The organism is Bosea sp. RAC05, assembly GCF_001713455.1.
GTDB lineage: Bacteria > Pseudomonadota > Alphaproteobacteria > Rhizobiales > Beijerinckiaceae > Allobosea.
The window spans coordinates 1419082-1444789 of the sequence record NZ_CP016464.1 but is presented as its reverse complement, the minus strand read 5'-3'; the positions used below and the strand labels follow the sequence as shown (position 1 = coordinate 1444789).

24 protein-coding genes are annotated in these 25708 nt (G+C 68.3%); 14 read left to right on the top strand and 10 right to left on the bottom strand.

The window, feature by feature from the left end; translation table 11 throughout:
• The first annotated feature begins 83 nt into the window (after positions 1–83).
• Positions 84–599, top strand: a complete 516-nt coding sequence (locus BSY19_RS10310; protein WP_150129570.1) for a hypothetical protein — start codon at positions 84–86, stop codon at positions 597–599.
• Between the two features lie 27 nt (positions 600–626).
• Here BSY19_RS10310 and tal read toward each other — a convergent pair whose 3' ends face one another.
• Positions 627–1583, bottom strand: coding sequence for a transaldolase (gene tal / locus BSY19_RS10305; RefSeq protein ID WP_069054092.1), 957 nt, complete (start codon positions 1581–1583; stop codon positions 627–629).
• A 202-nt stretch (positions 1584–1785) separates the two neighbouring features.
• Here tal and BSY19_RS10300 point away from each other — a divergent pair, with 202 nt between their 5' ends.
• The 3 genes from BSY19_RS10300 (at position 1786) to BSY19_RS10290 (ending at position 5964) form a co-directional block, all read left to right on the top strand.
• Positions 1786–2775: an ABC transporter substrate-binding protein gene (locus BSY19_RS10300; RefSeq protein ID WP_069054091.1), complete on the top strand. Its 990-nt coding sequence runs from the start codon at positions 1786–1788 to the stop codon at positions 2773–2775.
• Positions 2772–4517 (top strand): ABC transporter permease, encoded by a 1746-nt coding sequence (locus BSY19_RS10295; RefSeq protein WP_236840506.1) that lies wholly within the window; start codon positions 2772–2774, stop codon positions 4515–4517. Before BSY19_RS10300 ends, BSY19_RS10295 begins: the two co-directional genes overlap by 4 nt.
• A gap of 148 nt (positions 4518–4665) precedes the next feature.
• Positions 4666–5964, top strand: coding sequence for a GGDEF domain-containing response regulator (locus BSY19_RS10290; protein ID WP_069054090.1), 1299 nt, complete (start codon positions 4666–4668; stop codon positions 5962–5964).
• Here the strand turns inward: BSY19_RS10290 and BSY19_RS10285 are convergent.
• On the bottom strand, positions 5955–6881 hold the full coding sequence (locus tag BSY19_RS10285) for a LysR family transcriptional regulator (protein ID WP_069054089.1): 927 nt from the start codon (positions 6879–6881) through the stop codon (positions 5955–5957). The genes BSY19_RS10290 and BSY19_RS10285 overlap by 10 nt on opposite strands.
• A gap of 126 nt (positions 6882–7007) precedes the next feature.
• On the opposite strand from BSY19_RS10285, the gene BSY19_RS10280 reads away from it, so the two are divergent.
• The 4 genes from BSY19_RS10280 to nudC all read left to right on the top strand — a co-directional run bounded on the left by BSY19_RS10280 (position 7008) and on the right by nudC (position 11671).
• The gene (locus BSY19_RS10280) at positions 7008–8504 is read left to right on the top strand and encodes a CoA-acylating methylmalonate-semialdehyde dehydrogenase (RefSeq protein WP_069054088.1); all 1497 of its coding nucleotides are present in this window, start codon (positions 7008–7010) and stop codon (positions 8502–8504) included.
• A gap of 22 nt (positions 8505–8526) precedes the next feature.
• Positions 8527–9675: an isobutyryl-CoA dehydrogenase gene (locus tag BSY19_RS10275; RefSeq protein WP_069054087.1), complete on the top strand. Its 1149-nt coding sequence runs from the start codon at positions 8527–8529 to the stop codon at positions 9673–9675.
• Positions 9676–9783: 108 nt separating this feature from the next.
• Positions 9784–10671: a 3-hydroxyisobutyrate dehydrogenase gene (mmsB, locus tag BSY19_RS10270; RefSeq protein ID WP_069054086.1), complete on the top strand. Its 888-nt coding sequence runs from the start codon at positions 9784–9786 to the stop codon at positions 10669–10671.
• A gap of 43 nt (positions 10672–10714) precedes the next feature.
• Positions 10715–11671, top strand: coding sequence for an NAD(+) diphosphatase (nudC, locus tag BSY19_RS10265; RefSeq protein ID WP_069054085.1), 957 nt, complete (start codon positions 10715–10717; stop codon positions 11669–11671).
• Between the two features lie 19 nt (positions 11672–11690).
• Here nudC and BSY19_RS10260 read toward each other — a convergent pair whose 3' ends face one another.
• Both BSY19_RS10260 and BSY19_RS10255 read right to left on the bottom strand, forming a co-directional pair.
• Positions 11691–12545 (bottom strand): prephenate dehydratase, encoded by an 855-nt coding sequence (locus BSY19_RS10260; RefSeq protein WP_069054084.1) that lies wholly within the window; start codon positions 12543–12545, stop codon positions 11691–11693.
• An 18-nt stretch (positions 12546–12563) separates the two neighbouring features.
• Entirely contained in the window at positions 12564–13301 is a 738-nt protein-coding gene (locus BSY19_RS10255) for a 3-deoxy-manno-octulosonate cytidylyltransferase (protein ID WP_069054083.1), read from the bottom strand.
• A gap of 203 nt (positions 13302–13504) precedes the next feature.
• On the opposite strand from BSY19_RS10255, the gene BSY19_RS10250 reads away from it, so the two are divergent.
• Positions 13505–14044 (top strand): c-type cytochrome, encoded by a 540-nt coding sequence (locus tag BSY19_RS10250; RefSeq protein ID WP_069054082.1) that lies wholly within the window; start codon positions 13505–13507, stop codon positions 14042–14044.
• Positions 14045–14127: 83 nt separating this feature from the next.
• Here BSY19_RS10250 and BSY19_RS28495 read toward each other — a convergent pair whose 3' ends face one another.
• The gene (locus tag BSY19_RS28495; RefSeq protein WP_257785739.1) at positions 14128–14250 is read right to left on the bottom strand and encodes a hypothetical protein; all 123 of its coding nucleotides are present in this window, start codon (positions 14248–14250) and stop codon (positions 14128–14130) included.
• Between BSY19_RS28495 and BSY19_RS10245 the strand changes: the two genes are divergently transcribed.
• Genes BSY19_RS10245 through BSY19_RS10225 form a run of 5 tightly spaced genes read left to right on the top strand, consistent with a single transcriptional unit; the run spans position 14237 to position 21234 of the window.
• Entirely contained in the window at positions 14237–16105 is a 1869-nt protein-coding gene (locus BSY19_RS10245; RefSeq protein ID WP_069054081.1) for an extracellular solute-binding protein, read from the top strand. The genes BSY19_RS28495 and BSY19_RS10245 overlap by 14 nt on opposite strands.
• A gap of 6 nt (positions 16106–16111) precedes the next feature.
• Entirely contained in the window at positions 16112–17209 is a 1098-nt protein-coding gene (locus BSY19_RS10240) for a microcin C ABC transporter permease YejB (protein WP_069054080.1), read from the top strand.
• 1 nt (position 17210) lies between these two features.
• Positions 17211–18386 (top strand): ABC transporter permease, encoded by a 1176-nt coding sequence (locus BSY19_RS10235; RefSeq protein ID WP_069054079.1) that lies wholly within the window; start codon positions 17211–17213, stop codon positions 18384–18386.
• A complete protein-coding gene (locus BSY19_RS10230) occupies positions 18383–20014 on the top strand; it encodes an ABC transporter ATP-binding protein (RefSeq protein WP_069054078.1) in 1632 nt (543 codons plus the stop codon). The genes BSY19_RS10235 and BSY19_RS10230 overlap by 4 nt, the downstream gene beginning before the upstream one ends.
• A gap of 2 nt (positions 20015–20016) precedes the next feature.
• A complete protein-coding gene (locus tag BSY19_RS10225; RefSeq protein ID WP_069054077.1) occupies positions 20017–21234 on the top strand; it encodes a phosphopentomutase in 1218 nt (405 codons plus the stop codon).
• A 1-nt stretch (position 21235) separates the two neighbouring features.
• On the opposite strand, the gene BSY19_RS10220 is transcribed toward BSY19_RS10225, so the two are convergent.
• The 5 genes from BSY19_RS10220 to hisD all read right to left on the bottom strand — a co-directional run bounded on the left by BSY19_RS10220 (position 21236) and on the right by hisD (position 25654).
• Positions 21236–22693 carry a methyl-accepting chemotaxis protein gene (locus BSY19_RS10220; protein ID WP_069054076.1) on the bottom strand — a complete coding sequence of 486 codons (1458 nt, stop codon included), beginning with the start codon at positions 22691–22693 and terminating at the stop codon, positions 21236–21238.
• A complete protein-coding gene (locus BSY19_RS10215; RefSeq protein WP_150129569.1) occupies positions 22690–23067 on the bottom strand; it encodes a hypothetical protein in 378 nt (125 codons plus the stop codon). The genes BSY19_RS10220 and BSY19_RS10215 overlap by 4 nt, the downstream gene beginning before the upstream one ends.
• Positions 23068–23373: 306 nt before the next feature.
• Positions 23374–23778 (bottom strand): arsenate reductase/protein-tyrosine-phosphatase family protein, encoded by a 405-nt coding sequence (locus tag BSY19_RS10210; RefSeq protein WP_069056982.1) that lies wholly within the window; start codon positions 23776–23778, stop codon positions 23374–23376.
• Between the two features lie 44 nt (positions 23779–23822).
• The gene (locus BSY19_RS10205; RefSeq protein ID WP_069054074.1) at positions 23823–24311 is read right to left on the bottom strand and encodes a UPF0262 family protein; all 489 of its coding nucleotides are present in this window, start codon (positions 24309–24311) and stop codon (positions 23823–23825) included.
• A gap of 50 nt (positions 24312–24361) precedes the next feature.
• Positions 24362–25654 carry a histidinol dehydrogenase gene (hisD, locus tag BSY19_RS10200; protein WP_069054073.1) on the bottom strand — a complete coding sequence of 431 codons (1293 nt, stop codon included), beginning with the start codon at positions 25652–25654 and terminating at the stop codon, positions 24362–24364.
• Between the last annotated feature and the right edge of the window lie 54 nt (positions 25655–25708).

Below are 25708 nucleotides of genomic sequence, written 5' to 3'. Positions count from 1 at the left end.
CGCGAAAAAAATGTTAACCGCATCGGTGAACCTGCGCTGAACCTTTTGCGACCATTCCTCGTTGATCAGCCGATTGGCAGAGGATGACGACGATGACGGCGCGGCGGATAACGATGTTGGGGCTCGCGGCGGCGATGGCCGTCTCGGGCGCGCCGTCGGTCCAGGCGGCGAACCTGTTCGAAGAGCTCGGCCGGGCCATTTTCGGCGGCGGCCCGCGCCTGCGGGCGACCCCGATCTACGAGTATGACGAACCGCAGCAGCGCCTGCCCAAGGCGAAGGCGCCGGAGGTCTCGTCGAAGCCGAAGCCGCCCGTGGTCCAGCTCGACCCGGCCACCGACCCGAACTGGTACCTGAAGGACCCGACTCTGCGCCGCGGCGACATCGTCGTCACGGCCCAGGGCGTCATGGTCTATCAGGGCGCGCGCGGAGGCGACGACAATCGCCGTGCCGACTTCACCGCGCTCGGCGGTGGCAAGGACAGCAAGGGCTGGAAGCAGCAGCTCGAGATGGCTGCGGCCGGCGGCCGCAGCTTCTTCGACAGCGTCACCGCGCCGCCGAAGCCGGCAGTCACCGCCCAGGCCGCGGCGAAGACGAACTGATCCGCAGCCTGCCCGGCCGCTCTCGGCTCACGCCAGCCGCGCGGCGACCAGCTTGCGCAGGCTCCTGAGGTCCTTGACGAAACCACGGATGCCTTCGGCGAGCTTCTCCGTCGCCATGGCGTCTTCGTTCAGCGCGAAGCGGAACGCGTTTTCGTCCAGAACGAGCCTGGCGGGCGCCGCACCCACCGAATCCGGAGACAATCTGCGCGGCAGATCGCCCTTGGCCGCCGCCAGCTCGTCGAGCAGCGAGGGGCCGATGGTCAGGCGGTCGCAGCCGGCCAGCGCCTCGATCTCGCCCGTGTTGCGGAACGAGGCCCCCATCACCACGGTCTGAATGCCGAAGGTCTTGTAGTAGGCGTAGATGCTCTTCACCGAGACGACGCCCGGGTCGGTCTCGGCGGTGTAGGGGCCGCCTCCGGCCTTGACGTGCCAGTCGAGGATGCGGCCGACGAAGGGGGAGATCAGGAAGGCGCCGGCATCCGCGCAGGCCACCGCCTGCGGCAGGGAAAACAGCAGGGTCAGGTTGCAGTCGATGCCCTCGGCCTGCAGCACCTTGGCCGCTTGGATGCCCTCCCAGGTCGAGGCGATCTTGACGAGGATGCGATCCTTCTCGATCCCGCGCTCCCGATAGGCGGCGATGAGCGCGCGCGCCTTGTCGATCGTGGCCTTGGTGTCGAAGGACAGGTCGGCATCGACCTCGGTCGAGACCCGGCCGGGCACGATCTTGGTCAGTTCGGCCCCGAAGGTGACGGCGAGACGGTCGCAGACGGCATGGACCGTGTCGGCGCCCCGGCCGGCCTTCCTGCCCCAGACGATCGCCTCGTCGACCAGATCGGCATAGGCCGGCGTCTCGACCGCCTTCAGGATCAGGGTCGGATTCGTCGTGCAATCGACCGGGGCGAGCCGGCGCACCGCTTCGATGTCGCCGGTATCGGCGACCACGGTGGTCATCTGGCGGAGTTGGTCGAGCTTGGAGGCGGTCATGGCGGTCCCGTCGCAGGCGGAGGCTTGAGACCGGAAGGTGGGATGCCCGGACGGGAGGGTCAACCCGCTCCGGCACAGGGGAGCCGTGCAAAGCGACAATCCGCCCGGACATCCCCATCATGACGGGAGCTTCATGGATATGTCATATGCGCAGACTACCGCCAGCGCAGACCCGCCCAGGACATCTCACCAGGAGACCACCATGCGCTTCAAGGCGTCCTTTTCCGTGCTGAGCGCCGGCCTCGTCGCCGGCCTTCTGCTGAGCGGCCCGGCCGCGGCGGTCGAAGGCAAGCTCGTTCTCTACACCAGCCAGCCCAACACTGACGCCCAGCAGACGATCGACGCGTTCAAGGCGAAGTACCCCAAGGTCGATATCAGCTTCGTGCGCGACGGAACGCCGCGCGTGATGGCCAAGCTGCGCGCCGAGTTCGAAGCCGGCGCCCCGCAGCCCGACCTGCTCCTGATCGCCGACGCCGTGACGATGGAGGGGCTCAAGAAGGAGAACCGGCTGCTGGCCCATGAGAAGGCCGACATCTCGGCCTATCCGGCCGGCATCCACGACCCCGCCAGGTTCTGGTTCGCGACCAAGCTGATCACCACCGGCATCGTCTACAATACCAAGGCGCCGATGAAGCCGGCGAGCTGGCTCGATCTGACCAAGCCGGAGGCCAAGAGCCTGCTAGCGATGCCGAGCCCGCTGAACTCCGGCGCCGCGATGATCCACACGATCACGCTGGCCGGCAACCTGCCGACCGGCTGGGCCTTCTACGAGGCGCTGAAGGCCAATGGCGCGCTCGCCGCCGGCTCAAACGGCGACATCCTGCGCCAGGTCGCGACCGGCGAGAAGCTCTACGGCATGATCGTCGACTTCATGCCGATCCGCGAGAAGGCCAAGGGCGCTCCCGTCGAGTTCGTCTTCCCGAGCGAGGGCGTCTCGGCCGTCAGCGAGCCGGTCGCGATCCTGAAGACCAGCAAGAACCCCGAAGCCGCCAAAGCCTTCGTCGATTTCCTGCTGTCCAAGGACGGCCAGGAACTGGCACTCAAGCAGGGCTATGTCGCGGCCCATCCCGACGTCGCCCTGCCGGCCGGTTACCCCGCCCGCAGCGCGATCAAGCTGATGCCGTTCGACGCTGCCAAGGCGCTCGCCGATGAGGCGGCCGCGCGCAAGCGCTTCAGCGCGATCTTCGAGTGACGCTCGCCGCCCATCCCGGCTGGCAGGCGGCGCGGCCCCGCCCCTCCTGGCGAGGCCTCGCTCTGCCGGGCGGTCTCGGCCTGCCGCTGCTGGTTACTCTCTGCGCGATCCTGCTGGGTGGGCTGCCCTTCCTGCGGCTGGCGGCCGCGGCCTTTGCGCCGGGCTGGCAGTTCTCGCCCGAGGCGGCACTGGCGGAGATCGGCAGCCGGGCCGCCGTCAACGCGACGCTGCACACGCTGGAGACCGCAGGCCTCTCGGCGATCGGCGCGTTGCTGATCGGCGGCTCGGCCGCCATCCTGCTCGCCGTCACCGATGTGCGCGGCAAGCGGATGATCGCGTTTGCGCTCGTCTTCTCGATGATGATCGCGCCGCAGGTGGCGGCGCTGGCCTTCCTCAGCCTGCTCGCGCCGCATTCCCCGATCCTCGCCTTCATCGGGCTCTCGCCGGCGCCCGGCACGCCCAACCCGCTGCTCGGGCGCGGCGGCATCGCGCTGGTGATGGCGCTGCATCACGCCCCTCTGGTGGCGATCACGCTCTGGACCGGCCTGCGCAGCGTGCCGCATTCGCTGATCGAAGCTGCCCAGATGGAGGGCGCGGGCCCCGCGACCATCATCGGACGCATCCTGCTGCCGGTGCTGCGGCCACAGATCATCGCAGCCGCGCTGCTGGCCTTCGTGGCGGGCGTCGGCAATTTCGGCATCCCGGCGCTGCTCGGCCTGCCGGTCAACTATCTGACGCTGCCGACACTGATCTATCGCCGGCTGTCGAGCTTCGGGCCCGCCGGCCTGCCCGATGCGGCGGCGCTGTCGATCCTCGTCGCGCTGGTGGCGGCCGTGGGCATCGCGGCCGGCATGCTGGCGACGCGCCGGGCCGGCGGCAAGGTCGAGATCGAGCGCCCCCTGGAGCCGTTCTGGACGCTCGGGCGGGCTCGTCCGATCGTGCTGGGCGGGCTTCTCCTGCTGCTGACGATCAAGCTCGGCCTGCCTTTCCTCGCCCTGCTGGCGGAGGCTCTGACGCCCGCGCTCGGCGTCGCGCTCAGCTGGCAGAGCCTGACCTTCGACAAGTTCGCGGAAGTGCTGCTGCGGCAGGATGTGACGGTCAGGGCGTTCCGCAACTCCTTCCTCTTCGCCGGCAGCGCCGCGGTGATCCTCGCCCTCGCGGCGATCGCCTTCGCCTATGCGCTGGAGCGGCGGATGGGTCGCGCGAGGCGCGTCGTGGAGGCGGTGATCGAGCTTCCCTACGCACTGCCCGGCGTCGTGCTCGCCATCGCCTGCATCCTGATGTTCCTGAAGCCGCTGCCGCTGCTGGGCGTCAGCATCTACGCGACGCCCTTCATCATCCTCTTCGCCTATCTGGCGCGCTTCCTGCCGCTCGCCCTGAAGGCCCCGCTGGCGGCGATGGCCCAGATCGAGGCGCATCACGAGGAGGCCGCAAAGCTCGACGGCGTGACGCTCTGGCAGATGCTGCGCTTCATCGTCGCGCCGATCCTGGCGCCCGCGGCGATGGTCAGCGCGCTGATGGTGTTTCTGGTCGCCTTCAACGAACTGACGGTTTCGGCGCTGCTGTGGTCCTCGGGTACGGAGACGCTGGGCGTCGTGCTGTTCTCGCTGAAGGAGGCGGGCCTGGCGGGCGAGGCTGCGGCCGTGGCGATCAGTGCCTCCGGCGTGATCCTGGCTGCGATGCTGGTTCTCGACCTGCTGGCGAAGCGGCTTCCCGACAACGTCCTGCCCTGGCGAATCTGACAGCACCGCCCTGCGCGTGCCGCAGAAGGCAGCAACATCTCGTTAACCCTGTCACGGGTAGAGCTTGGAGGCGCGCATCTGCTGAAATCCCCAAGCCGGCCATGACGTTACGGCAGCTGCGCGGGCCCATGCCTGCCAGGACTAGCCTATGAACGAGCGTACCGCGGAACGGCAGCCTCTCTTCCGTCCGCAAGACCGGCGCAGGGTTCTGGTCGTCGAGGATTCAAAGACGTTCGCGATCGCGCTGCGCCAGATGATCGAGGCCGAGACGGGCCTCAAGGTCACGAGTTGCGCCTGCCTCAAGGACCTGAGCAACGCGATCCTGAAGGATCAGGAGGGCTACGCGATCGCGGTCGTGGACCTCAATCTGCCCGACGCCCCCGATGGCGAGGCGCTGGACTGGACGGTCAGCCACGGCATTCCCACCATCGTGTTCACCGGAACCTTCAATGCGGCGACGCGCGCACGCATCATGGAACGCGAGGTGTTCGACTATGTCCTGAAGGATTCCGAGTTCGCGCTCGGCAATCTCGTCGGCTCCGTCAAGCGTGCGCTGACCAATCGCGAGACGCGCATCCTCGTGGTCGACGACATGACCACCACGCGCCGGCTGCTGGCCCAGATGCTGACGAGCCAGCAATACACGGTGGTCGAGGTCGGCTCGGGCGCCGATGCGCTGACGATGCTGGAGAAGGACCAGGACATCAGGCTGGTCGTGTCCGACTACAACATGCCGGACATGGACGGCTTCGAACTCGCGCGCCGCATCCGCAGGCGCTATTCCGCCGAGCAGGTCCGGGTCATCGGCATCTCCTCCTCGACCGACCGGGCGATTTCAGCCGGATTCCTCAAGGCCGGCGCGCATGATTTCATTTCGCGGCCCTTCATTCTCGAGGAGCTGCAATGCCGCATCGCGTCGAATGCCGAGACGCTGCTGCGGATGCGTCAGCTTCACGACCTCGCCTGGCGCGACTATCTGACCGGCCTGTTCAACCGGCGCTATTTCTTCGAGCGCGGCCCGAAGATGATGGCCGAGGCGAGACGGGCCGAGCAGCCGACCTGCGTCGCCATCCTCGACATCGATCACTTCAAGCGGCTCAACGACGAGCATGGCCATGATGCGGGCGACGAGGCCTTGCGCGTGTTCGCCTCCGGGCTCGGTGAGGCGCTAGCCGGCCGGCCCCATCTGCTGGCGAGGCTCGGCGGCGAGGAATTCGCCCTGCTCCTGCCCGGCCTGGACAAGAGCGAAGCCGGCTCCCTGACCGACGCCATCCGGGCCGGCATCGCCCAGCGCCCCATGGCGGTCGGTCCGCTCACGCTCGGTCTCACGGTCTCGATCGGACTGGCCGAGATCTCGGCTCGCGACAGCCTCGATGTCGCGCTGCGCAACGCCGACCGGGCGCTCTACGCCGCCAAGCAGGCCGGGCGTAACCGCATTCAGGGCTGAACGACGGGTGCGGCCTGCACCTCGCCCATCAGCAGGGCGCGGCTCGCCTTGGCCTCGCGCACGAGGAAATCGACGATTGCGCGGACGCGGGCCACGTCCTTCAGATCGGCATGGACGAGAAGCCAGAAGGAGCGCGTGATCGAAACGCTCTCGGGCAGCACCGGCACGAGGCGCGGCTCGCCCTCCGCCATGAAATGGTGGATGACGCCGATACCGGCCCCCGCGATCACGGCGTTCATCTGCGCGAGCACGCTCGAACTCTGGACCTGGGCGCGCAGGCCCTTGGCGATCTCGTCGAGATAATCCAGCTCGGGCGTGAAGATCAGGTCGTCGATATAGCCGACGATGCGATGGGCGAAGAGGTCCTCCGGAGCCGTCACAGGGGGCATCGCCTCGAGATAATCGCGGCTGGCGTAGAGACCGAGGCGATAGTCCGAGAGCTTGCGCGCCACGACCTTGCCCTCCTTGGGCGGCGCGAGCGTGATCGCGACATCGGCCTCGCGCTTCGACAGCGAGAGCAGGCGCGGCATGGCGATGAGCTGGAGTTCGAGGCCCGGATAGGCGCTGGCGAGCTTGGCGAGACGCGGCGCCAGGAAGGCCGTGCCGAAGCCGTCGGGCGCGCCGATGCGAACGGTGCCGGCCAGCACCATGTCGGCACCGCCGATGTCGCTCTGGATCGCGAGCGCATCGGTCTCCATGCTTTCGGCGCGGGCCAGCAGGCGCTCGCCATGCGCCGTCAGCGTGTAGCCCTGTGGCCGGCGCTCGAAGAGCTTGGCCTTGAGGGAGTCCTCCAGCGAGGTGATCCGGCGAGAGACCGTGGCATGATCGGCCCCGAGCCGGCGGGCAGCGGCCGTCAGGCGCCCGGACCGCGCGACCGCGAGGAAGAACCGCAGATCGTCCCAGTCGAACCGCTCCATCGCCACGCTCCCCGGTATTTGCTTTTCCGCACGCCGCTTCGTCCAACGTCGCTATAGCCGTGCACAAACGTGAATGGTAGGGGAGACCACCGGTTCGAGACATCACCATTGGTAGGGGAGGACGCGATGCGTCAGGTTGGGCACTTCATCGGCGGCAAGCATGTCGCCGGCACCTCGGGGCGCAGCGCCGACATCTACCAGCCGATGGACGGGACGGTCATCGGCAAGGTCGCGCTGGCCTCGGCCGCCGAGCTGCGCGCCGCCGTCGAGAACGCCGCCGAGGCGCAGCCGAAATGGGCCGCGGTCAACCCGCAGCGCCGCGCCCGCGTGCTGATGAAGTTCCTCGACCTGATCGCGCAGAACAACGACGAACTGGCCGAACTGCTCGCCCGCGAGCACGGCAAGACGATTCCCGACGCCAAGGGCGACATCCAGCGCGGCGTCGAGGTGGTCGAGTTCTCGCTCGGCGTGCCCAACCTGATGAAGGGCGAGTTCACCGACGGCGCCGGCCCCGGCATCGACATCTATTCGCTGCGGCAGCCGCTCGGCGTCTGCGCCGGCATCACCCCGTTCAACTTCCCGGCGATGATCCCGCTCTGGAAGCTCGGCCCTGCGATCGCCTGCGGCAACGCCTTCATCCTGAAGCCCTCCGAGCGCGATCCGGGCGTGCCGATGCGCCTCGCCGAGCTGTTCATCGAGGCGGGCGGCCCTCCCGGCATCCTCAATGTCGTCAACGGCGACAAGGAGGCGGTCGACGCCATCCTCGACGACCCCGACATCAAGGCCATCGGCTTCGTCGGCTCGACCCCGATCGCCGAATACATCTACGCCCGCGGCTGCGCGGCCGGTAAGCGCGTGCAGTGCTTCGGCGGCGCCAAGAACCACATGATCATCATGCCCGACGCCGACATGGACCAGGCGGTCGATGCGCTGATCGGCGCCGGCTATGGCTCGGCCGGCGAGCGCTGCATGGCGATCTCGGTGGCGGTGCCCGTCGGCAAGGCCACCGCCGACGAACTGGTCAAGCGCCTGATCCCGCGGGTCGAGAGCCTCAAGGTCGGCCCCTCCACGGACGTGACCGCCGATTACGGCCCGGTCGTCACCAAGGCCGCCATGGAGAAGATCAAGTCTTACGTCGATATCGGCGTGCAGGAAGGCGCCAGCCTGCTTGTCGACGGACGCGGCTTCACCATGCAGGGCTATGAGAACGGCTTTTATGTCGGCGGCTGCCTGTTCGACAACGTCACCAAGGACATGCGGATCTATAAGGAGGAGATCTTCGGGCCCGTCCTCTCCGTGCTGCGCGCCGAGAGCTATGACGAGGCGCTGAAGCTCACCAACGACCACGAATACGGCAACGGCACCGCGATCTTCACCCGCGACGGCGATGCGGCACGCGATTTCGCCTCGAAAGTCCAGGTCGGCATGGTCGGCATCAACGTGCCGATCCCGGTGCCGCTGGCCTACTACACCTTCGGCGGCTGGAAGCGCTCTTCCTTCGGCGACCTGAACCAGCATGGTCCCGACTCGATCCGCTTCTATACCAAGACCAAGACGGTGACGGCGCGCTGGCCGAGCGGCATCAAGGACGGCGCGAGCTTCGTCATCCCGACGATGGGTTGAGGCCAGCAAGGAGGAGGTGGCCATGTTCGCGCTGAGCGAGGACCAACTCGCCATCCAGGAGATGGCCACCGCCTTCGCCACCGATACGCTCGCGCCCAACGCAATGCGCTGGGACGAGGAGAAGCATTTCCCGGTCGCGGAAATGCGCCAGGCGGCGGCGCTCGGCATGGGCGGCATCTACATTGCCGAGGATGTCGGGGGCTCGGGCCTGTCGCGACTCGATGCGGCGCTGATCTTCGAGGCGCTCTCGACCGGCTGCCCGACGGTGGCGGCCTATATCTCGATCCACAACATGTGCGCCTGGATGATCGACCGCTACGGCTCGGCCGAGCAGCGGGCGGCCTTCCTGCCGAAGCTCTGCTCGATGGAGCATCTGGCGAGCTATTGCCTGACCGAGCCCGGCGCCGGCTCGGACGCCGCCGCGCTCAAGACGAAAGCCGTGCGCGACGGCGACCACTACATCCTCGACGGCCAGAAGCAGTTCATCTCGGGCGCCGGCGTCTCCGACCTCTATGTTGTGATGGTGCGCACCGGCGAGGCCGGCCCCTCTGGCATCTCGACTGTTGTCGTCGAGAAGGGCACGCCCGGGCTGTCGTTCGGCGCCAATGAGAAGAAAATGGGCTGGAACGCGCAGCCGACGCGCGCCGTGATCTTCGAGAACTGTCGCGTCCCCGTCGCCAACCGGCTGGGACCCGAGGGCATCGGCTTCAAGATCGCGATGGCGGGGCTCGATGGCGGCCGGCTGAACATCGGCGCCTGCTCGCTCGGCGGCGCGCAAAGCGCGCTCGACAAGGCGCTGGCCTATGCCCAGGAGCGGAAAGCCTTCGGCTCACGCATCGCGGATTTCCAGGCGTTGCAGTTCAAGCTCGCCGACATGGCCACGGAACTGGAGGCAGCGCGCAGCCTGCTCTGGCGGGCCGCGGCGGCACTGGATGCCAAGACGCCGGACGCCACGAAGCTCTGCGCCATGGCCAAGCGCGTCGCGACCGATACTGGCTTCACCGTCGCCAACGACGCCCTCCAGATCCATGGCGGCTATGGCTATCTCGCCGATTACGGCATCGAGAAAATCGTCCGCGACCTGCGCGTCCACCAGATCCTCGAAGGCACCAACGAGGTGATGCGGATGATCGTCGCGCGCGGGCTGGTCGGCCGGGCGAAGGGGAATTGAGATTCGGCGTCGTTCTCGGGCGGAGCGAAGCGCAGACCCGAGAATCTCTGCCAGGAGATGGTCGGCTCAAGGCCGACCATGACGTCGCAACCAACAGGAGAAACGACCATGACCAGCATCGCCTTCATCGGCCTCGGCAATATGGGCGGCCCGATGGCCGGGAACCTCGTCAAGGCGGGGCATGAGGTCCGCGCCTTCGATCTGGTTCAGGCGTCGAAGGACGCCGCGGCCGAACTCGGCGTGGCGATCGCTGGCTCGGCGCAGGAGGCCGTCGCGGGCGCCGATATCGTCGTCACCATGCTGCCGGCCGGCAAGCATGTGCTCGCCGTCTGGGGCGACGTGCTGCCTCGCGTGAAGAGCGGCGCCCTCTTGATCGACTGCTCGACCGTCGATGTCGAAAGCGCGCGCAAGGCGCATGGGCTGGCCGGCGAGCACGGCTGCCTCTCCCTCGACGCGCCGGTCTCCGGCGGCACGGGCGGGGCCAAGGGCGGCACGCTGACCTTCATGGTCGGCGGCACGGAGGCGGCCTTCGCGCTGGGCGAGCCGATCCTCAAGGCGATGGGCCGGCGCATCGTGCATTGCGGCGCCGCCGGCAACGGCCAGGCTGCCAAGATCTGCAACAACATGATCCTGGGCATCTCGATGATCGGCGTATCCGAAGCCTTCGTCCTGGCGGAGAAGCTCGGTCTTTCGCATCAGGCGCTGTTCGACGTCGCCTCGACCTCGTCGGGCCAGTGCTGGTCGCTGACGACCTATTGCCCGGTGCCCGGCCCCGTGCCGACCTCGCCGGCCAACAACGACTACAAGCCCGGCTTCGCCTCGGCCCTGATGCTGAAGGACCTCAAGCTCTCGCAGGAGGCCGCCCAGGCGGCCGGCGCCTCGACGCCGCTCGGCGCGGCGGCGACGCAGCTCTACGGGCTCCACAACGCCTGGGGCGAAGGCGGAGCGGACTTCTCCGCCATCGTCCATCTGCTGCGCGGCCGCAGCGCCACATAACCGTGCTTGCGTGGGGGCGGGAGCGGGGTTTAGGACGGAGGGCATGAACGACGCCTCACGTCCCCGCGAACGCTCGGCCCTCACGGGTTTCGCCGTCAACACGCTCGACCGTCGCGAGGACCTGCGCGACAAGACCGATGCCGTGAACGCGCTGCGCCACCGCTCCGATACGCGCATCGCGGTCGTCGCCGGCGAGACGCCGATTCTCAAGCGGCTCGATGGCGAGGCGCTCTCGATCTGGTTCACCCATGGCGAGACGCAGTCCCTCGGCGACGGGCTGGAGGAGGCCTTCCTCGGTCTCGCGCCCGATGGCGCCCCGCGCTTCGGGCGGCTGCTGGACCGGGCCCAGGCGGAGGTGCTGCGGGCGCGACCGGAGCTCGTGGTCAGCGATCTGCGTTCGGTCGCGCTGAAGCGGCTGGTTCCGGAGGACGAGGTCGGCCCGCTCGGCCAGGCCAAGGCGCTGCTCGACTGGCATGCGCGCCACCGCTGCTGCGCCCAGTGCGGCGGGCCGACCCAACTCGGCGCGTCGGGCTGGAAGCGCGAATGCAGCGCCTGCGGCGCCCAGCATTTCCCACGCACCGACCCGGTCGTGATCATGCTGGTGACGCGCGGCGAGACCTGCCTGCTGGCGCGCCAGGCGCGTTTCGCACCGGGGATGTATTCCTGCATCGCCGGCTTCGTCGAACCCGGCGAGACCTTCGAGGACGCGGTGCGCCGCGAAAGCTGGGAGGAAGCCGGCCTGCGCGTCGGCACCGTCCGCTACATCGCCTCGCAGCCCTGGCCCTTCCCCGGGTCGCTGATGATCGGCTGCATCGCAGACGCGCTGAACGACGAGATCGTGCTCGACATGACCGAGCTCGAGGCCGGGCGCTGGTTCACCCGCGACGAGGCGCTGGCGATGCTGGACGGCACCCATCCCGAGGGCTTCACCAGCCCGCAGCATCTCGCCATCGCCAACACGCTGCTGCGGGCCTGGGCGGTCGAGGGCGAGCGCGCCTGACCCGCCCCGTCCAAGGTCCCTACTCCGCGGCCTCGGCGAAGTTCTCGCGCAGTGGGCTCGCCGGGTAGACGCCGAGAATCTTCACCTCCTTCGAGAAGAAGGCGAGTTCGTCGAGCGCGCGGCGCAGGCCCGGGTCGTCCGGATGCCCCTCGACATCGGCATAGAACATCGTCGCCGAGAACTGGCCGTCGACCATGTAGCTCTCGAGCTTGGTCATGTTGATGCCGTTGGTGGCAAAGCCGCCCATCGCCTTGTAGAGCGCGGCCGGCAGGTTGCGGACCTGGAAGATCAGCGTCGTCACCGTCTTCGCGGCGCCCTGGCGGGTGAATTCGGGGTATTTCGAGAGGATGACGAAGCGCGTCGTGTTGTGCTTCTCGTCCTCGATGTCCTCCATCAGGATCTCGAGGCCGTAGACCTCGGCCGCGATGCGCGGCGCGATCGCGGCACGGGTGACGTCCGCCGCCTCCGCCACCTGCCGGGCCGAGCCGGCGGTGTCGGCCGCGACCTCGGCCTTGAGGCCGAGCTTGCGGATGATCTTGCGGCACTGGCCGAGCGCGTGGATGTGGCTCTGCACCCGCGTCAGCGTCGCCAGGGTCGCGCCCTTGACCGCCATCAGATGGAAGCGGATCGGCAGGAAATGCTCGCCGATGATGTGCAGCCCCGAGCGCGGCAGCAGGTGATGGATGTCGGCGACGCGGCCGGCGATCGAGTTCTCGATCGGGATCATGCCGTAGCGCGCGGTGCCGTCGGAGACCGCCGCCAGCGCATCCTCGAAGGTGGCGCAGGGCAGAAGCTCGCAATCGGGAAAGACCTGCAGGGCGGCCTGGGAGGAGAAGGCGCCGGGTTCGCCCTGGTAGGAAACGATGATGGTCATGAATGCGGCTCTCAGACTTCAGGCGCTGGTCTTCAGGACCGCGCGGGCGCGGTCGAGGTCGGGGGGGGTGTCGACACCGCGCGGGACGTGGTCGATGATCATGGCGTCGATGCGCATGCCGTCCTCGAGCGCGCGCAGCTGCTCGAGGCTCTCGCGCCTCTCCAGCGTCGACTGCGGCAGGCTGACGAATCGGTCGAGCGCGCGGCGGCGATAAGCGTAGATGCCGACATGGTGGTAGAGCGGGCCTTCGCCATAGGGCGCCGTCGCGCGGGTGAAATAGAGCGCCCGCAGGCGGCCCGGCGCCACGGGGCTGCCGACCATCTTGACGACGCTCGGCGCGGTCTTCTCCTCGTCATCGGTGATCAGGCCGACCAGTGTCGCGATCTGCACCGCGGGGTCGGCGAGCGGCGTGATCGCGGCGGCGATGGCGACGGGCTCGAGTGTCGGGAAGTCGCCCTGGACGTTGACGATGACATCGTGGAGGCCATTGGGGTCGAGGATGTCGGCGGCTTCCTTGATGCGATCGGAGCCCGAGGGGTGATCGACGCTGGTCATCACCGCGACGCCGCCGACGGCCTCGACGGCGGCGAGGATCTCGGCCGAGTCGGTCGCCACCGCGACCGGGCCGATGCCGGCCGCCACGGCCCGGCGCCAGACGCGGACGATCATCGGCTCGCCGTGGATGTCGGCCAGCGGCTTGCCCGGCAGGCGCGTCGCGCTCATGCGGGCGGGAATCAGGATCAGTGGGTCCGACATGGTGGCTGGGCGAAGCTCGGTGGCAGCGGCGCGTGGGCGCGCCGTGAGGCGTCAAAAGGTCTCAAAGCGGAGCGTGCTTATACGAGTTGCAATGAGGCGCGCAAAGCGGTTAAGCAACGCGCGGGTGTCGGCCCCTGCGGGGTCCGCGCAAAGCTGTCTTGCTTCCTGCGCCAGATGCGCCGGCGGCCGAGGGTTCGGATACGATGGATATCGAAACCAACAAGATCGCCGGTGCCGTTCTCTCGACGCTGCTGGTCGTGATGGGCCTCAACATGACGGCCGGCATCGTGTTCGCGCCGAAGAAGCCCGCCGTGCCGGGCTTCGACCTGCCGAGCGACCAGCCGGTGGCCGCCGCGGCAGGGCCCGCCGCTGCGGCCGAGGAGCCGATCGCGGTGCGCCTCGCCAAGGCCGACGTGGCCCGCGGCGAAAAGGCCATGGGCGCCTGCAAGGCCTGCCACACCTTCGAGAAGGGCGGCGCCAACAAGATCGGCCCGCATCTCTATGACGTCTATGCCCGCAACAAGGGCGCGGTGGACGGCTTCGCCTATTCGGCGGCGATGAAGGGCAAGTCGGCCGAGAAGTGGGAGGCCGAGCAGCTCGATGGCTTCCTGAAGAACCCGAAGGCCTACATGCCCGGCACGATCATGGCCTATGCCGGCGTCGGACGCCCCGACACCCGCGCCGACATGGTCGCCTATCTCAACTCGCTTGCCGACGCGCCCAAGCCGCTGCCCAAGCCCTGAACCGCAGCGTCTCGACGGTCACGCTTCTTTGAAGCCGGGCGCACCGCCCGGCTTTTTCTTTGCCGGCCCGGCGCTTGCGCCGGTCACGGTGTTGCCGCCACGATGATGTGCGATGTTGCGCCTGCCGACAGGGCGGGCCAGATGAAACCGGGCGATTCGGACGCCCCGCCATCGACGAGGAGACGCGACACGATGACGATCCGCATGACGCGCCGTCGGGTTCTGGAGGGGGCTGCTCTCCTCGCGGGCGGCACGGCGCTGCCGGGCCTGGGAGGGCGCGCGGTCGCGCAAGGCGTCGAGACGCATGGTCTCTCGACCTTCGGCGAACTCGGCCTGCCCGCCGATTTTCCGCATTTCCCTTATGTGAACCCGAAGGCGCCCAAGGGCGGCACGCTGACCGTCCAGATCAAGCGCGCCAGCGGCAACCAGAGCTTCGACACCTTCAACACGCTGAACACCTTCGTCCTGCAGGGCGACGGCGCGGCGGGCATGGATTCCTGCTTCGACAGCCTGATGTCGGGCTCGGGCGACGAACCGGGCACGCTCTACGGGCTGCTGGCCAAGAGTGTCGCGATTTCCCCTGACAAGCTGACCTATCGGTTCCGCCTGCGGCCGGAGGCGCGCTTCCATGACGGCAGCCGCGTCACCGCCCGCGACGTCGCCTTCAGCATGAACCTGCTGAAGAGCAAGGGGCACCCGTCCTACCGGCTGATGCTGAACGAGCTCGTCTCCGCCACGGCCGAGAGCGACGACATCTTCGTCGCGCAACTCTCGCCCAAGCGCAGCCGCGACCTGCACCTGATCGTCGCCGGGCTGCCGGTGTTTTCGGAAGCCTTCTGGTCGACCCGCAACTTCGAGGCCTCGACGCTCGAGCCGCCGCTCGGCTCGGGCCCCTATCGCGTCGGGCGATTCGAGCAGGGCCGCTTCATCGAGTTCGAGCGCGTGGCGACCTATTGGGGCCGCGACCTGCCGGTGAACATCGGCGTCAACAATTTCGACCGGGTGCGCTGGGAGTATTTCCGCGACCGGCAGGTGGCGTTCGAGGCCTTCAAGAGCGGCGTCATCACCTTCCAGGAGGAGTTCACCTCCCGCATCTGGGCGACGGGCTACGACTTCCCTGCGCTGCATGACGGCAAGGTCAAGAAGGAGAGCCTGCCGAAGACCGACCCGACAGGCTCGCAGGGCTGGATCTTCAACCTGCGCCGCGAGAAATTCGCCGATCCGCGCATTCGCGAGGCGCTCGGCCTGTGCTTCGATTTCGAATGGACGAACAAGAACATCATGTTCTCGTCCTTCGCGCGGATGACGTCCTATTTCGAGAATTCGGATTCCAAGGCCGTCGGCCTGCCGTCTGCCGCCGAGTTCAAGCTGCTCGAGCCCTTCCGCGGCCAGGTGCCCGACGAGGTCTTCGGCGAGCCCTTCCTGCCGCCGGTCTCCGACGGATCGGGCAGCGACCGCGCCCTGTTGCGCCGCGCCGACGAGATGTTCCGCGCCGCCGGCTGCAAGCGCGACGGCAATGTCCTCAAGCTGCCGAACGGCCAGCCCTTCGAGATCGAGTTCCTCGATTCGCAGGGCGCGCTGCAGCCCCACACGCAGCCCTTCCAGGCCAATCTGAAGCGGCTGGGCATCACCGCGACCTCGCGTATCGTCGACGGCGCGCAGTATCAGCGCCGCCTCGACGAGTTCGACTTCGACATCATCAGCCGGGCGCTGGGTGGCAGTTCCATCCCCAGCGACAGCCTGCGCATCGTCTATGGCTCGGAGGCGGCCAAGACCCGCGGCTCGCGCAATGTCGGCGGCGTCAGCCATCCGGCCGTCGATGCGATGATCGCCGCGATCGGCCAGGCCGACAGCTATGCCGAGGTCGTCATCGCGGCCAAATGCCTCGACCGCGTGCTGCGCGCGGGGCGCTACTGGATTCCGATGTGGTGGAACCCGACCGAGTGGCTCGCCTATTGGGACATGTTCGACCGGCCGCAGACCAAGCCCAAGTTCGGCTCGGGCGCGCCGTCGATCTGGTGGTACGACGCCGACAAGGCGAAGCGGATCGGGAAGGCTTGAGCCGGCATGCTGAGCTATATCGCGCGCCGCCTCGCTCTGATGGTGCCGACCCTGTTCGGCATCCTGCTGATCTCCTTCGTGATCGTGCAGTTCGCCCCGGGCGGGCCGGTGGAACGGGTCATCTCGCAGCTTCAGAACCCCAATAGCGGCGGCGCGGCGGACCGCGTCGGCGGCGGCTCCGGCGGCGATGCCGGCGCGCAGGCGGCTGGCGACGCCGGCTCGGCCTATCGCGGGGCGCAGGGCCTGGACCCGGCCTTCATCAAGGAGCTGGAAAAGCAGTTCGGCTTCGACAAGCCGGCGCATGAGCGCTTCCTCAAGATGCTCGGCGACTACATCCGCTTCGATTTCGGCCGCAGCTATTTCCGCGACGCCCCGGTGCTTCAGCTGATCAAGGAGAAGCTGCCGGTCTCGATCTCGCTCGGGCTTTGGATGACGCTCCTGTCCTATGCGATCTCGATTCCGCTCGGCATCCGCAAGGCGGTGAAGGACGGCTCGCGCTTCGACACCTGGACGAGCGCCGTGGTCATCGTCGGCTACGCCATTCCCGGCTTCCTGTTCGCGATCCTGCTGATCGTGCTGTTTGCCGGCGGGTCGTTCTGGCAGATCTTCCCGCTGCGCGGGCTGCACTCCGACAATTTCTCGCAGCTCAGCTTCTTCGGCAAAATCGCGGATTATCTCTGGCACATCGCCCTGCCGGTCACGGCGATGGCGCTCGGGGCCTTCGCGACCTCGACGCTCCTGACCAAGAACTCCTTCCTCGACGAGATCCGCAAGCAATACGTCCTGACGGCGCGGATGAAGGGGCTGTCCGAGCGCGGCGTGCTCTACGGCCACGTCTTCCGCAACGCGATGCTGATCGTGATCGCGGGTTTTCCCGGCGCCTTCGTCGGCGCGCTCTTCGCCGGCTCGCTGCTGATCGAGACGATCTTCTCGCTCGACGGGCTGGGGCTCCTCTCCTTCGAGGCGATCGTCAACCGCGACTACCCGGTGGTCTTTGCCAACCTCTACATCTTCTCGCTGATCGGCCTCGTCGTGCATCTCCTCACCGACCTGACCTATACCTGGGTCGATCCCCGCATCGATTTCGAGACGCGGGAGACCTGAGATGAGCGACACGCTGACCGCCCCGCCAACCGCCGCCCTGCGTGGCGAGGCCCCGCTCGCCCCGGCCGAGGCTGCCCAGGGCTGGCTCAAGCTCTCGCCGATCAACCGGCGCCGGCTCGACAACTTCAAGGCCAACCGGCGCGGCTGGTGGTCGCTCTGGATCTTCCTGACGCTGTTCGTCCTGTCGCTCTTCGCCGAGTTCCTGGCCAACGACCGGCCGCTGATCGTCCGTTACAAGGGCGAGTGGCTGTTCCCGGTCGCGGTGAACTATCCGGAGGAGAAGTTCGGCGGCTTCCTCGCGACCACCGACTATCGCGACCCCGTCATCGCCAAGGAGATCGGCGCCAACGGTTTCGCGGTCTGGCCGCCGATCCGCTACAGCTACCGCACGCACAACCTCGACCTGCCGGTGCCCGCGCCGGCGCCGCCGACCTGGATGCTCAAGGACGAGCAGTGCAAGGGCATCGCGCAGCGGACCGGTGGGACGGGCTGCCGCGACCTCGAATGGAACTGGCTCGGCACCGACGACCAGGGCCGCGACGTCGTCGCCCGGCTGATCTACGGCTTCCGCATCTCGATCCTGTTCGGGCTGATCCTGTGCGGGATCTCCTCTGTGATCGGCATCGCGGCCGGCGCCATCCAGGGCTATTTCGGCGGCTGGACCGACCTGATCTTCCAGCGCGTGATCGAGATCTGGACGTCGATCCCGGCGCTCTACCTGCTGATCATCGTCGCGGCGATCATCACGCCGAGCTTCTTCGTGCTGCTCGGCATCCTGCTCTTGTTCTCCTGGGTCGCGCTGGTCGGCGTGGTCCGGGCCGAGTTCCTGAGGGCGCGCAACTTCGAATATGTCCGGGCGGCGCGGGCGCTCGGGCTCTCCGACCGCGCCATCATGGTCAAGCACCTGCTGCCCAATGCGATGGTGGCGACCCTGACCTTCCTGCCCTTCATCCTCAACGGCTCGATCACGACCCTGACCTCGCTCGACTTCCTCGGCTTCGGCTTGCCGCCGGGCTCGCCCTCGCTGGGCGAGCTTCTGGCGCAGGGCAAATCCAACCTGCAGGCCCCCTGGCTCGGCCTCTCGGGCTTCGTCGTGATCGCGCTGATGCTGTCGCTGCTGATCTTCATCGGCGAGGCGGTGCGGGATGCGTTCGACCCGCGGAAGACGTTCGCATGACCTCACTCCCCCTCCTCTCCGTCCAGGATCTCTCCGTCGCCTTCCGCCAGGGCGGGCGCGAGACGCTGGCCGTCGATCGGGTGTCCTTCGACCTCGCCCGGGGCGAGACGCTCGCCATCGTCGGCGAGTCGGGCTCGGGCAAGTCGGTCACGGCGCTGTCGATCCTCAAGCTGCTGAACTATCCGTCCGCGCATCATCCCTCCGGGAAGGTGCTGTTCGAGGGGCAGGACCTGATCGCGGCCGATGAGGACGCGATGCGCAAGGTGCGCGGCAACGACATCACCATGGTGTTCCAGGAGCCGATGACCTCGCTCAACCCGCTGCACACGATCCAGCGGCAGATCGGCGAGATCCTCGAGCTTCACAAGGGTCTGCGGGGCGAGGCCGCGCGGGCCCGCACGCTCGAACTGCTGGAACTGGTCGGCATCCGCGACGCCGCCAGCCGGCTCGACGCCTATCCGCACCAGCTCTCCGGCGGCCAGCGCCAGCGTGTGATGATCGCCATGGCGCTCGCCAACGAGCCGCATCTCCTGATCGCCGACGAGCCGACCACGGCGCTCGACGTCACCGTGCAGGCGCAGATCCTGAAGCTGCTCAAGGAACTGCAGGAGCGGCTCGGCATGGCGATGCTGTTCATCACCCATGATCTCGGCATCGTCCGGCGCATCGCCGACCGGGTCTGCGTGATGCTGAAGGGCCAGATCGTCGAGCAGGGGCCCGTGGCGGAGATCTTCGGCAGCCCGCAGCATGCCTACACCCAGCGCCTCCTGGCGGCCGAGCCCAAGGGCCGCCCTGCCCCGGTGCCTGACGATGCCGCGACGCTGGTCGAGGCGGGGCCGATCAAGGTCTGGTTCCCGATCAAGACGGGCTTCCTGCGCAAGACGACCGGCCATGTGAAGGCGGTCGACGGCATTTCGGTCAAGGTCCGCGCGGGAGAGACGCTCGGCGTGGTCGGCGAATCGGGCTCCGGCAAGACGACGCTCGGGCTAGCCATTCTCAGGTTGATCTCGTCGGAGGGACCGATCGTCTTTCTCGGCGACCGGATCGACGGACTGTCGAGTGCCCAGGTCAGGCCCAAGCGCAAGGACCTGCAGGTCGTCTTCCAGGACCCCTATGGCTCGCTGTCGCCGCGCATGTCGGTTGCGGAGATCGTCGCCGAGGGTCTGACGGTCCAGGCGAAGCAGCAGAGCTATGCGCAGCGTCGCGAGGTGGTGGCGCAGGCCCTGACCGATGTCGGCCTCGATCCCTCGGCGATGGACCGCTACCCGCACGAGTTCTCGGGCGGGCAGCGCCAGCGCATCGCGATCGCGCGCGCCATGGCGCTCGATCCCCGCTTCATCGTGCTGGACGAACCGACCTCGGCGCTCGACATGTCGGTGCAGGTGCAGATCGTCGAATTGCTGCGCGATCTGCAGGCCCGGCGCCAGCTCGGTTATCTCTTCATCAGCCACGACCTCAAGGTCGTCAGGGCGATGGCTCATCGCGTGGTGGTGATGCAGAACGGCCGGGTGGTCGAGGAAGGTCCCGCCGAGACGATCTTCTCGCAGCCCCGCGAGGCCTATACCCAGGCGCTGCTCGCCGCCGCGCTGAACCTCGAACCGGCGTCGAGCGCCGCGGTCCGGGACTGACGATGGCCCGGGCGATCCTGATCGTGCTCGATTCGGTCGGCTGCGGCGGCGCCGAGGACGCGCATCTCTACGGCGATCACGGCGCCGATACGCTCGGCCACATCGCCCTGGCCTGCGCGGAGGGGCGAGGCGACCGCGCCGGTCTGCGCAGCGGCGCGCTGGCCCTGCCGAATCTCGTGCGACTCGGGCTCGCCCATGCATGCGAGGCCTCCACGGGGACCCCGCTGGCGGGGATCGCAAAGCCGACAAGGCCCGAGGGCCGGTACGGCTACGGCGTCGAGCGCAGCCAGGGCAAGGACACGCCATCGGGACACTGGGAGATCGCTGGCTGCCCGGTCTCGTTCCCATGGGGGTACTTCACCGCTCTCGAGCAGTCGTTCCCGCCGGAGCTGGTCGACGCGATCATCCGTGCCGGCGCCCTGCCCGGCGTCCTCGGCAACCGGCACGCCTCGGGCACCGCGATCATCGACGAGCTCGCGGCTGAGCACATCGCGACCGGCAAGCCGATCTGCTACACCTCCGTCGACTCCGTGCTGCAGATCGCCGCGCACGAACAGCATTTCGGGCTCGAACGCCTCTACGACCTGTGTCGAAAGGTGCGCGTGCTGGTCGATCCGCTGCGGATCGGGCGCGTCATCGCCCGCCCCTTCGTCGGGACGCCGGAGACGGGCTTTACGCGCACGGGCAACCGCAAGGACTTCGCGATTCCGCCGCCGGAGGAGACGATCCTGGACCGCCTCGCGGCACAGGGCCGCCCGCTCGTCACCGTCGGCAAGATCGGCGACATTTTTGCCCATCGCGCCACGGGCGAGGAGATCAAGCCGTTCGGCAACGCGGCCATGTTCGAGGCCGCGCTCGCCGCCTGGGAGCGATTGCCCGATGGCGGGTTCTGCTTCGTCAATCTCGTCGATTTCGACACCGAGTTCGGGCACCGCCGCGACGTGCCGGGCTATGCGGCGGCCCTCGAAGCCTTCGACGCGATGCTGCCGCGGCTCGAAGCGGCGCTGCGCCCCGGCGATCTCGCCATCCTCACTGCCGATCACGGCAACGACCCGACCTGGCCGGGCACCGACCACACGCGCGAGCACGTGCCGATCCTCGCCTTCGGCCCCGGCATCGCGCCGGAGCCGATCGGCCGGCGCGAGAGCTTCGCCGACATCGCCGCGACGCTCGGGCACTGGCTCGGAATAGGCCCGGTCGGGCCCGGCCGCGGCTGGTAGCTCAGGCGGCCGCGACCCGCTCGCAGAAAGCGGCGACCTCGGCCCGGATCTCGCGTGCCTGCCCGGCCAGCGCCTCGGCGGAGCCCTGCACCTGCTGTGCGGCATGGTGGGCGCCCTCGGTCATCGCCTCGAAGCTGGCCACGATGTCGGCGCTGCGCCTGGCGCCCTCGAACGACATCCGGACCTGATGTGCGATTTCCGAGGTCGCCTGCCCCTGCTGCTGGACCGAGACCGAGATCGTCTCGGCGACGCGCTCGACATCGCCGATCGCCGTGACAATGTCTCGGATCGCCTTCAGGGATCGCTGTGTGGCATCCTGCATCGCGCCGATCTGGGCCGAGACGTCGTCGGTCGCCTTCGCCGTCTGGGCTGACAGCGTCTTCACCTCGCTGGCGACGACTGCAAATCCGCGCCCCATCTCGCCGGCGCGCGCCGCCTCGATCGTCGCGTTGAGCGCGAGCAGGCTGGTCTGTGCGGCGATGCTGCGGATCAGCTCCACCACGGTCCCGACCGTCTCGCTGTTGCGCGCCAGGACCTCGATCTCGCTGCTGGCCTTGCGGGCGAGTTCGGCGGCCGTCGTCGAGCCCTGGGCGGAATGCGTCACGCTGCGGCCGATCTCCGAAATGGACAGGGCCAGTTCGTCGCTCGCCGCTGAGAGATGGTCGATGCTCAGCATCGTCTCCGAGGACGCGTCCGAGACCAGAATGGTCTTCCGCCTCGCCTGATCGGAGGTGTCGGTCAGTGCCATGGCTTCGCCGTGCATGTCATCGGCGGAGCGGTCGAGCACCGCCATCTCCTGCTCCATGCGGATGTGGAAGCCGGCGACGATCTCGCGCAGCGCCTCCGAGCGCTGACGAATCTCGTCGGCCAGGCGCTTCTCGCGCTCGCCCGCGGCCCGCTCCCGCTCGGCGATCTCCCGGGCCCGGGCGAGGCTGTCCGCGTTCATCCGGAACATCCGCTCCATGATGACGGCGATGATGGCCAGAAACGTCGTCTCCACGACCACGATGACCGCATGCAGCAGGACGCGCAGCACGCTGCCACCCTGGAAGAACACGGCGGATGGCAGGAGGACCTGCAGAACGAGATGATGGGCCGCGGTGAGGGCCGCCCCCATCACGATCGGGCGCCAGTCGCAGAAGCCGGCGAGCAGGGCCAGCACCGCGAAATAGTACATGTGCATGTCGGGCTGCCACGGGTGGCCGGCAAGGCTGGCGACCATGATCGACACCTGGGCGATCAGGACGATGGCGATGCCGATCTGCGTGACGACGGTCGCGCCCCGGCGCGCATGGAGCAGCATGGCGGCGGCCGCCATGAAGAAGGCCAGCGTGACCGGCAGCAGCCCGTCATCCCCCCGCAGCCAGTAGATCAGGGCCAGCAGCGGCACGTGCATGAAACCGAGCCCCAGCAGGACCCAGGCCACGCGCTGGCGGATGGCGTCGAGGGTCCAGGTCACGACCGCGCCTCCCGCTCGCCGGCGATGTCGAAGCAGCCGGCCAGGCCGGCCAGCGTCGCCAGCAGGAGCGCGCCTTCGGGCCGTTGCGCAGGCGCCTCCCCTTCGTCACGCGGAGCGACGATGACGACGAAGTCCAGGGGCCCGGACCGAACCACGCGGTGCCCCGCCGCGAGGCTGCGATCGAAGGCCTGTTCGGCCGAGGTCCAGGGGGAAAAGACGATGGCCGTGGGTGCGGCGCGCACCGCTTCGCCGCCGCCTGCGGCGGCCAGCAGGCCGACGAGAGGGCTGGCGAGCGCGATCAGCGACAGGGCAATCCCGTCACCAGCAGGCAGCAGGCCTCGGCGCGCCGGGGGAGACACCGTAGTCGAATGCATGGATGACCCGAAGGTTAGACGACCGCCCGCAAGCCCCCCAGCAGACGCGTGACGATGGGCCGGCTCGGGTTAAGGCTTCGCTACACTGGCGAACGCCAGCCACCTCAGCGCGATCGCTCGACGCGAGCGGGTGGCGCGCCGTACCGTGGCCGCACTCTATTTAGAGTTGCAGAATCAGGACTGAGTTTATCGCCGCAACGCTGATCACGACCGGTTCGGGGCATCCCCACAACCTCTGGCGTGAGACGACAGCCCTCCCACAACCGGACCCCGATGCCTCGGCGTGACAGCCTGTCGCATCGCCGCTCAGGTCGTCAGGCGGTCCTTGATGCGACGCATCAGGCCATCCCGGACAGCGCGGTAGGCATCCAGGACCTGGTCGCGCGATCCCTGCACGGCCGTGGGGTCCACCGTCGGCCAGTATTCGACATCCGCCGCAACGGTCCGGGTGAGATCCAGCGCCTTGTGATGCGCTTCCGGGGAGAGCGAGACGATGAGGTCGAAGTTGAGGCCCTCCCACTCCTCCAGTTCCTGGATCGATTTCGGCTTGTGCTTGTGCGCATCGATGCCGATCTCGTCGAGCACCGCCAGCGCGAAGGCATCGACCTCGCCGCGCCGTGCCCCGGCCGACTGGACATAGACCGATTTGCCGAAGAAATGCTTCGCCATAGCCTCCGCCATCGGCGAGCGCACGGCGTTCTGTGCGCACATGAAGAGCACGCTCTGGACCTTGCGCGAGGATGGCGGCTCCAAGCTCACCCCTTCCAATGCAGCGCATAGATCAGGGTGAAGAGACGCCGGGCGGTGTCGAAATCGATCTCGACCTTGCCGGCGAGCCGCTCGACCAGGATTCCCGCCGCCTCGTCGTGAAGCCCCCGGCGGCCCATGTCGATCGCCTCGATCTGCGACGGCGTCGCGGTGCGGATGGCAGCGTAATAGCTCTCGCAGACCATCGCATAGTCCTTGACGATGCCGCGAAAGGGCGTGAGCGACAGGTGATGCGTGATCACCGGGGCTCCATCCGCCTCCCGGATCTCGAAGACCAGGCGGCGCTCGACCATGGCGAGATGGGCGAGATAGGGGCCGCCAGCATGCCCCGGCAGCACGAATCGGTTGCGCTCGATCAGATCGTAGATGGCGACGGCGCGCTCATGCTCCTGATCGGGCGACCCGCCTCCGAGCGAGGACGGATCGAGCGTCACGCCGACCAGGCACTGGGTCGCGGTCGTGTCGGACTGGGGCATCGTTCCTCCGGTTGCAACGGGGGCGGCCATGCCTCCCTGGGCACGGGCCCTCAGAGGTTCAGCCTGATGGTCACGGAACGGCCGTGCGCCTGCAAGCCCTCGGCCTGCGCGAGTTCCGTCGCGGCCGGCGCCAGCGCGCGCAGCGCCTCGGGCCCGCATTGCAGCAGCGATGTCCGCTTCATGAAATCGAGCACGCCCAGCCCCGAGGAAAACCGGGCCGAGCGCGCGGTCGGCAGGACGTGGTTGGGGCCGCCGACATAATCGCCGATCGCCTCCGGCGTATGGCCGCCGAGGAAGATCGCGCCGGCATTGCGGATCATCCCAGACAGGCGGTGCGGATCGGCCGTCATGATCTCGAGATGCTCGGGCGCCAGCCGATCGACAAGCGGCACCGCCGCCTCGAGATCGGCCACCAGCAGGATCGCACCGAAATCCTCCCAGCTGCGGCCGGCGATCACGGCGCGCGGCAGCGTCCGCAGCTGCGCTTCGACCGCACGCTCGACCCGCTCCGCCAGATCGGCATCGTCCGTCATCAGGATCGACTGGGCCGAGACGTCATGCTCCGCCTGGGCCAGCAGATCGGCGGCGATCCAGTCGGCATTGGCTGTCCCGTCGGCGATGACCAACACTTCGGAGGGGCCGGCGATCATGTCGATGCCGACCTGGCCGAAGACCCGGCGCTTGGCCGCGGCGACATAGGCATTGCCCGGGCCGACGATCTTGGCGACGGGCGCGATCGTTTGCGTTCCATAGGCCAGCGCCGCCACGGCCTGAGCCCCGCCGATGCGATAGATCTCGTCCACGCCGGCCAGCCGCGCCGCGGCGAGGACGAGGGGGTTGCTCTCTCCCCGCGGCGTCGGCGCCACCATGACCACGCGCGGGACGCCGGCGACCTTGGCGGGGACGGCGTTCATCAGAACCGAGGACGGGTAGCTCGCCGTGCCGCCGGGCACGTAAAGGCCCACCGCTTCGATCGCGCTCCAGCGCCAGCCGCTGCTGACGCCGGCTTCGTCGGTGAACCAGGCGTCCTGTGGCTTCTGGCGGAGATGATAGGCCTCGATGCGCGCCCTAGCGGTCTCCAGCGCCGCGATCTGTGCCGGTGTGCAGGCGGCGACGGCGGCGTCGATCTCTTCGGCCGAGACGCGCAGGGTGGCGGCCGTGACGTCGAGAGCGTCGAAGCGGCGGGTGTAGTCGATGACGGCGGCATCCCCCCGCTCGCGCACCTCGGCGATGATGTCGGCGACGATGCGGTCGACCTCTTCGGAGACTTCCCGCTTGGCCGAGAGCAGATCGCGAAACGCCGCTTCGAAGGCGGTCTTGCTGTCGTCGAGCCTGATCGGCATCGCTGTCCCCGGCTGGTGCTGTTCGGCTGGTGGTGGCTGGTGGTCGACGCGTCC

Coding starts and splice junctions, on each gene's coding strand:
- BSY19_RS10240 (WP_069054080.1), top strand. CDS start 16,112: ATGCTGAGCTATATCGCGCGCCGCCTCGCTCTGATGGTGCCGACCCTG.
- BSY19_RS10275 (WP_069054087.1), top strand. CDS start 8,527: ATGTTCGCGCTGAGCGAGGACCAACTCGCCATCCAGGAGATGGCCACC.
- tal (WP_069054092.1), bottom strand. CDS start 1,583: ATGACCGCCTCCAAGCTCGACCAACTCCGCCAGATGACCACCGTGGTC.
- BSY19_RS10285 (WP_069054089.1), bottom strand. CDS start 6,881: ATGGAGCGGTTCGACTGGGACGATCTGCGGTTCTTCCTCGCGGTCGCG.
- BSY19_RS10205 (WP_069054074.1), bottom strand. CDS start 24,311: ATGCCCCAGTCCGACACGACCGCGACCCAGTGCCTGGTCGGCGTGACG.
- BSY19_RS10280 (WP_069054088.1), top strand. CDS start 7,008: ATGCGTCAGGTTGGGCACTTCATCGGCGGCAAGCATGTCGCCGGCACC.
- BSY19_RS10250 (WP_069054082.1), top strand. CDS start 13,505: ATGGATATCGAAACCAACAAGATCGCCGGTGCCGTTCTCTCGACGCTG.
- BSY19_RS10235 (WP_069054079.1), top strand. CDS start 17,211: ATGAGCGACACGCTGACCGCCCCGCCAACCGCCGCCCTGCGTGGCGAG.
- BSY19_RS10290 (WP_069054090.1), top strand. CDS start 4,666: ATGAACGAGCGTACCGCGGAACGGCAGCCTCTCTTCCGTCCGCAAGAC.
- BSY19_RS10210 (WP_069056982.1), bottom strand. CDS start 23,778: ATGTGCGCACAGAACGCCGTGCGCTCGCCGATGGCGGAGGCTATGGCG.
- BSY19_RS10300 (WP_069054091.1), top strand. CDS start 1,786: ATGCGCTTCAAGGCGTCCTTTTCCGTGCTGAGCGCCGGCCTCGTCGCC.
- mmsB (WP_069054086.1), top strand. CDS start 9,784: ATGACCAGCATCGCCTTCATCGGCCTCGGCAATATGGGCGGCCCGATG.
- BSY19_RS10225 (WP_069054077.1), top strand. CDS start 20,017: ATGGCCCGGGCGATCCTGATCGTGCTCGATTCGGTCGGCTGCGGCGGC.
- BSY19_RS10245 (WP_069054081.1), top strand. CDS start 14,237: ATGACGATCCGCATGACGCGCCGTCGGGTTCTGGAGGGGGCTGCTCTC.
- BSY19_RS10310 (WP_150129570.1), top strand. CDS start 84: ATGACGACGATGACGGCGCGGCGGATAACGATGTTGGGGCTCGCGGCG.
- BSY19_RS10260 (WP_069054084.1), bottom strand. CDS start 12,545: ATGACCATCATCGTTTCCTACCAGGGCGAACCCGGCGCCTTCTCCTCC.
- BSY19_RS28495 (WP_257785739.1), bottom strand. CDS start 14,250: ATGCGGATCGTCATCGTGTCGCGTCTCCTCGTCGATGGCGGGGCGTCC.
- nudC (WP_069054085.1), top strand. CDS start 10,715: ATGAACGACGCCTCACGTCCCCGCGAACGCTCGGCCCTCACGGGTTTC.
- BSY19_RS10215 (WP_150129569.1), bottom strand. CDS start 23,067: ATGCATTCGACTACGGTGTCTCCCCCGGCGCGCCGAGGCCTGCTGCCT.
- BSY19_RS10230 (WP_069054078.1), top strand. CDS start 18,383: ATGACCTCACTCCCCCTCCTCTCCGTCCAGGATCTCTCCGTCGCCTTC.
- BSY19_RS10255 (WP_069054083.1), bottom strand. CDS start 13,301: ATGTCGGACCCACTGATCCTGATTCCCGCCCGCATGAGCGCGACGCGC.
- hisD (WP_069054073.1), bottom strand. CDS start 25,654: ATGCCGATCAGGCTCGACGACAGCAAGACCGCCTTCGAAGCGGCGTTT.